Source organism: Candidatus Babeliales bacterium (genome assembly GCA_035455925.1).
In the GTDB taxonomy this organism is placed as follows: domain Bacteria; phylum Babelota; class Babeliae; order Babelales; family Vermiphilaceae; genus SOIL31.
Genome location: DATIEE010000011.1, coordinates 1 through 4,275, shown reverse-complemented (window position 1 = coordinate 4,275; position 4,275 = coordinate 1). Strand labels below are relative to the sequence as shown.

Annotated in this window: 2 protein-coding genes; both read right to left on the bottom strand. The window is 32.7% G+C overall.

The annotated features are described in order from the left end of the window. A partial coding sequence (locus VLB80_02005; protein ID HSC24970.1) for a hypothetical protein occupies window positions 1-3,399 on the bottom strand: 3,399 nt, incomplete at its 3' end. Window positions 3,400-3,506: 107 nt separating this feature from the next. Then, window positions 3,507-4,275 (bottom strand): hypothetical protein (locus tag VLB80_02000; protein HSC24969.1); only part of this gene is annotated, 769 nt, incomplete at its 5' end.

Genomic DNA, 4,275 nt, shown 5'->3' with positions numbered 1-4,275 from the left:
TGATGCATCATTATGTACTATTCCTGAAACTGTAAATGCATCTATAGAGATTGTTCCACCTGAAGATATTTTTATTCGTTCTAATGCATTAGTACTTAATGATAAGTCACCAGAATTTGCTGATAATCCTGTTGTAGTACTACCAGTAAATGTAAGAGATGGAATCAATGAAGTTCCCGCAGGTAATTGTAATATACCAGTCATAACATCGCCTGCTTTTGCTACCTTGCTATTAAGTTGTGCTTGTATTGGAGATGTTGTACCAGAGAGATAATTAAGTTCAGTATTAGTAACAATGCTTGAGTTAAATTGATTAGTTATCGCAGACGTTGTTACAACTCTATCAGGTGTTAAAGCACCAACAATAAAATTATCATCTGTTTTAAGTATATTTGCACCATCTCTGTAAAGATTAGTATCCGAACCAAAGATAAGCTTTGTATTAACTGTCGGTAATTGTACTTCATTATTAACACCATCAAATTGTATGAGCGTATATTGTGGCACTATTGATTGGCCGACAATATCACTATTTTGATATTTAAGCGCAAGCTCACCAGTCGAACCATTTTTTTGCAGATCCCAGCCTCGTAATGCAGATATTCCACCAACAGGATGTCCTTCATCGGATAATAATTTAATACTAACAGTTTTAGTACGATCTTGAGTGATAGCTGCAATATCGGCATTATCCAATGAGTTAATAAACCATGTTGATGGATTATGTAACGGATTATTAAAACCTATAGCTTGAGTTGAATAGAGTGATGGCTGGTAGCTAATTTCTGGATTAATATTTGATGTTATCGCCGCTTGTATTAAAGCTGTATTCTTATCTGATATTGATCCAATTGAAAGTGAGCTATTGGAGCTTAAATCAAAATAAGCTACTACAACATTCGTTGGATCATTAATGCTGATTTTATTGCCTGTTGCCGTACCAGCATTAAAATTTAACGTAGAAATTCCTTCTTGTAAAATATCTGTTACACAATTCTTAATTACAAGGCCTGAAGCAGAAAGATTGGTTGATGATACATTACCGGGAACGCCAATGTGAAGTCCAGTAGTATAATTATGCATACTCCCACCAGAGATATTAACGGTAGCATTATCAGTAACGATTATTGCTGTTCCTTCAGTGTTACCGGTAATACTGCTTCCATTAAATTCACAACCGACGACTTCTGCAATAGACCCTGCGCCACTAACTTTTATATCAACATCTAGATTTCCTGTCGTTAATGCAAAAGTGCAACCTGATAAAACAAGATGAGCGGATGTTTCCTGAATAATATCAAATGCATTAAGCCTAAAACTAATATCATTCACGCTCATAATAGCATTATTGGTAATATTAATAGCTGTATCACAAAGGCCACAGGTACCACTATTCAATACAACATGAGAATCAGACCCTGTTGCAAAAATTCCTTTATTTACCACAGGATCATTCATCATTGTAGTGCCAAAAACAGTACAACTGTTCCATTCAACATTAGCGTTACTAATACTAAGCGCTAAGCCATTATTGATAAATAAACATGTATTAAATCCATAAGAATTATTAACGCCTCCAATACAATCAACACCAATAAGAAAATTTAAAACTCTCACATTATTTAAAGTTGTTAAATTACCCGAAGCAAGTATAATCCCTGTTGCTACTGGCGCAAAAGAGGCAAAGGATATCGTAGTAATTTCTATAGGATTATTTACCAAAAGTAGGTTATTTTCTGGAGTGTTAGGCATAACGATAACACCGCTTGGCGAGTCACCTACTATAGAAATTCCGTCAGCGGTTATCGTAAGTGGGCCTGTGCTATTGTTTTCAATATAAATACCAGTGCTGATTTTGATAGTTATGGGATTTAATGATGAAGAAAAACTATTGGCAATGGTAATTGCCTGATTAAGAGTTGCATAAGGAGTGCCAAATGAGCCATCGCCGGTTAGATCATTACCATATTTTGTAACATAGATAGTTTTACTATTTTCAGGAGGAACAGATCCCTCTTGCCAAGCCCATTCTAAATCTGTTGGTATTGTTAAGTTTGCACGCAACAATTGGGTTCCAGCTGGAGGTATCGAGGGTAATGTAAGCGTATAACTAGGTGAAATAATACTTGATGGTGCTTGTATGCCAATATATTTTGTTCCAGAGGTATCTTGAAATTTGAGAAGATCCTTAATTATCGCATCAGCAATACTTATTTCTTCAACAGAAAAATTACCCGAAACATCACGGGAAACAATAGTATTTGGTATATTAAGATTAGTCGCTGTAGTCGCGGAATTTGCAACTTTACCTGCAGTGCTAATTGTTGCTAATTTAGTATCAACAATTGCAGCAGCGGGATCAATATCAGCATTCACTACTAACGAACTTGATAAATTACCTAATGCATCATTATGCACAACACCTGTAGGAGCAAGCGAACTTATTTTAAGACTCCCATCAATAATTTCATTATTCACCGATAATGTTCCGCTTACAATCTGATCTACTACTGATAAATCTGTAAAAGACAGCGCACCTGTTAACGTTAAATTTTGAATCGATGCATCTTCGCAAAGGAGAGTATTTATAGATGCATTTTGCATTATTGTATCATTTACAGATAATGTTCCGCTAACAGATTCATCTATAACTGATAAATTTTTAGTACAAAGATGATTCATGCAATTTTCAACTATTAAATTATCAACAATCAAAGATTTAGCCGTTGCATCTTTAGCTGACAGGCTTCCTTCAATAGTAATATCTTTTTTAAATAATGCTGATTTACCAATCTTTAACTTACCCTTGGCGTATATACCTTGTTTTGCGTTTATATGTTTATGAAAAATACTTGCACCTAATACATTAATATTCTTATTGATTTTTAACTTTTTTAGGTGATGGGCACGAGTTGTGGGACAAAAATAATTATCTTTAACAGAATCAGGTAGTTTTAAAGTCTCTGAATTGATAGTTAATAAGCCCTGTTCAACTTGATTAATGATTTCATCAACTTTTATAATTATTTGCTGTAAAGAGTTAAAATCTAATTTTTTACAATTAGATTCGAGAATCAATTTGGCGTACAAAAGAACTTCAATTACAGAATCATATTCTGCAATTAATATTCCTTCTTTAATATGATTTTTAAATTCGTAAAGTGGTGAATTAATATCGCTATCTAAATTACTAACTTTTGTTATTACATCGACTATATCGCTTAATTCTTTACCAAGATATATATATGATGCATTAGTGTTTTTAGCAATATGATCTATTTCATATAACGATAAATTGATAAGAATATCTTGAGCTATTGTGTGTAAAGGCAGTGGTGCAATGAGCAAAGAAAATGATATAAACAATGAAAAAAATCTATAAAAATAACCAAAAAACATAAAAATCCTTTTTGTGTGATATAAATACAATGAAATGAATTGAATTTATACAAACAAAAAAAATGCTGTCTTCACAAGAGTTTTTTTAATTTATGCAAAACCGTTTTTTAAAAAGGAATATACTGATTATAAATAGCAAGATTATGATGCAGACAAGGATCAAGCGGAGCTGTTTTCATCGCCATTAATACAGCAGACTTTCCTATTTCATATTCTCCCGCATACAAAGCACATTGTCCTAAAATATCATATCGTAAATAATCATAAATTCTTTTTTCAACAAACATATTGTTATTATGGGGATATGGTAACTGTGCTGCACGAAAAGCAAAAAGATACGCAATAGCATGTTGATGGTTACGAATATAATAACATGCAATTCTAAACAATGGCTCTACCCGATGAGGCAACATAGTATGTGCTTTTAAATAATAATATAAAGCATCATTCCACGTATATTGTTGTTCTATAGCATCATTACTTATATTTTCCATAATATATTCGATTGCATATCCAATACGGTATGCAGATAAATATTTTTCTTCACTTAAATCTTCAAATTCTAATCTTTTTTTATAATAAAAAATTGCTTCTTCCCAATTATTAAGAAACTGACAGGTTTGCCCTAGATAAAAAAGTGTTCGTGAATCTGTAAAGTTAGCTTCATAACTTTTTTTTAATAATTCATAATCACGAATGCATCGGGCTTTTGATTTTTCTTGACCATATTCTTGTGGTGCATATTCAAAATAAACGGAATCAGGCAAAGCTCCACTTGTATTATCAGGAATTGACTCATGAACAACGCCAACATAACGAATATTATGACCCTGTCGGATTAACCGAGGTACATAATGATTAATAGAATCTTGGGAG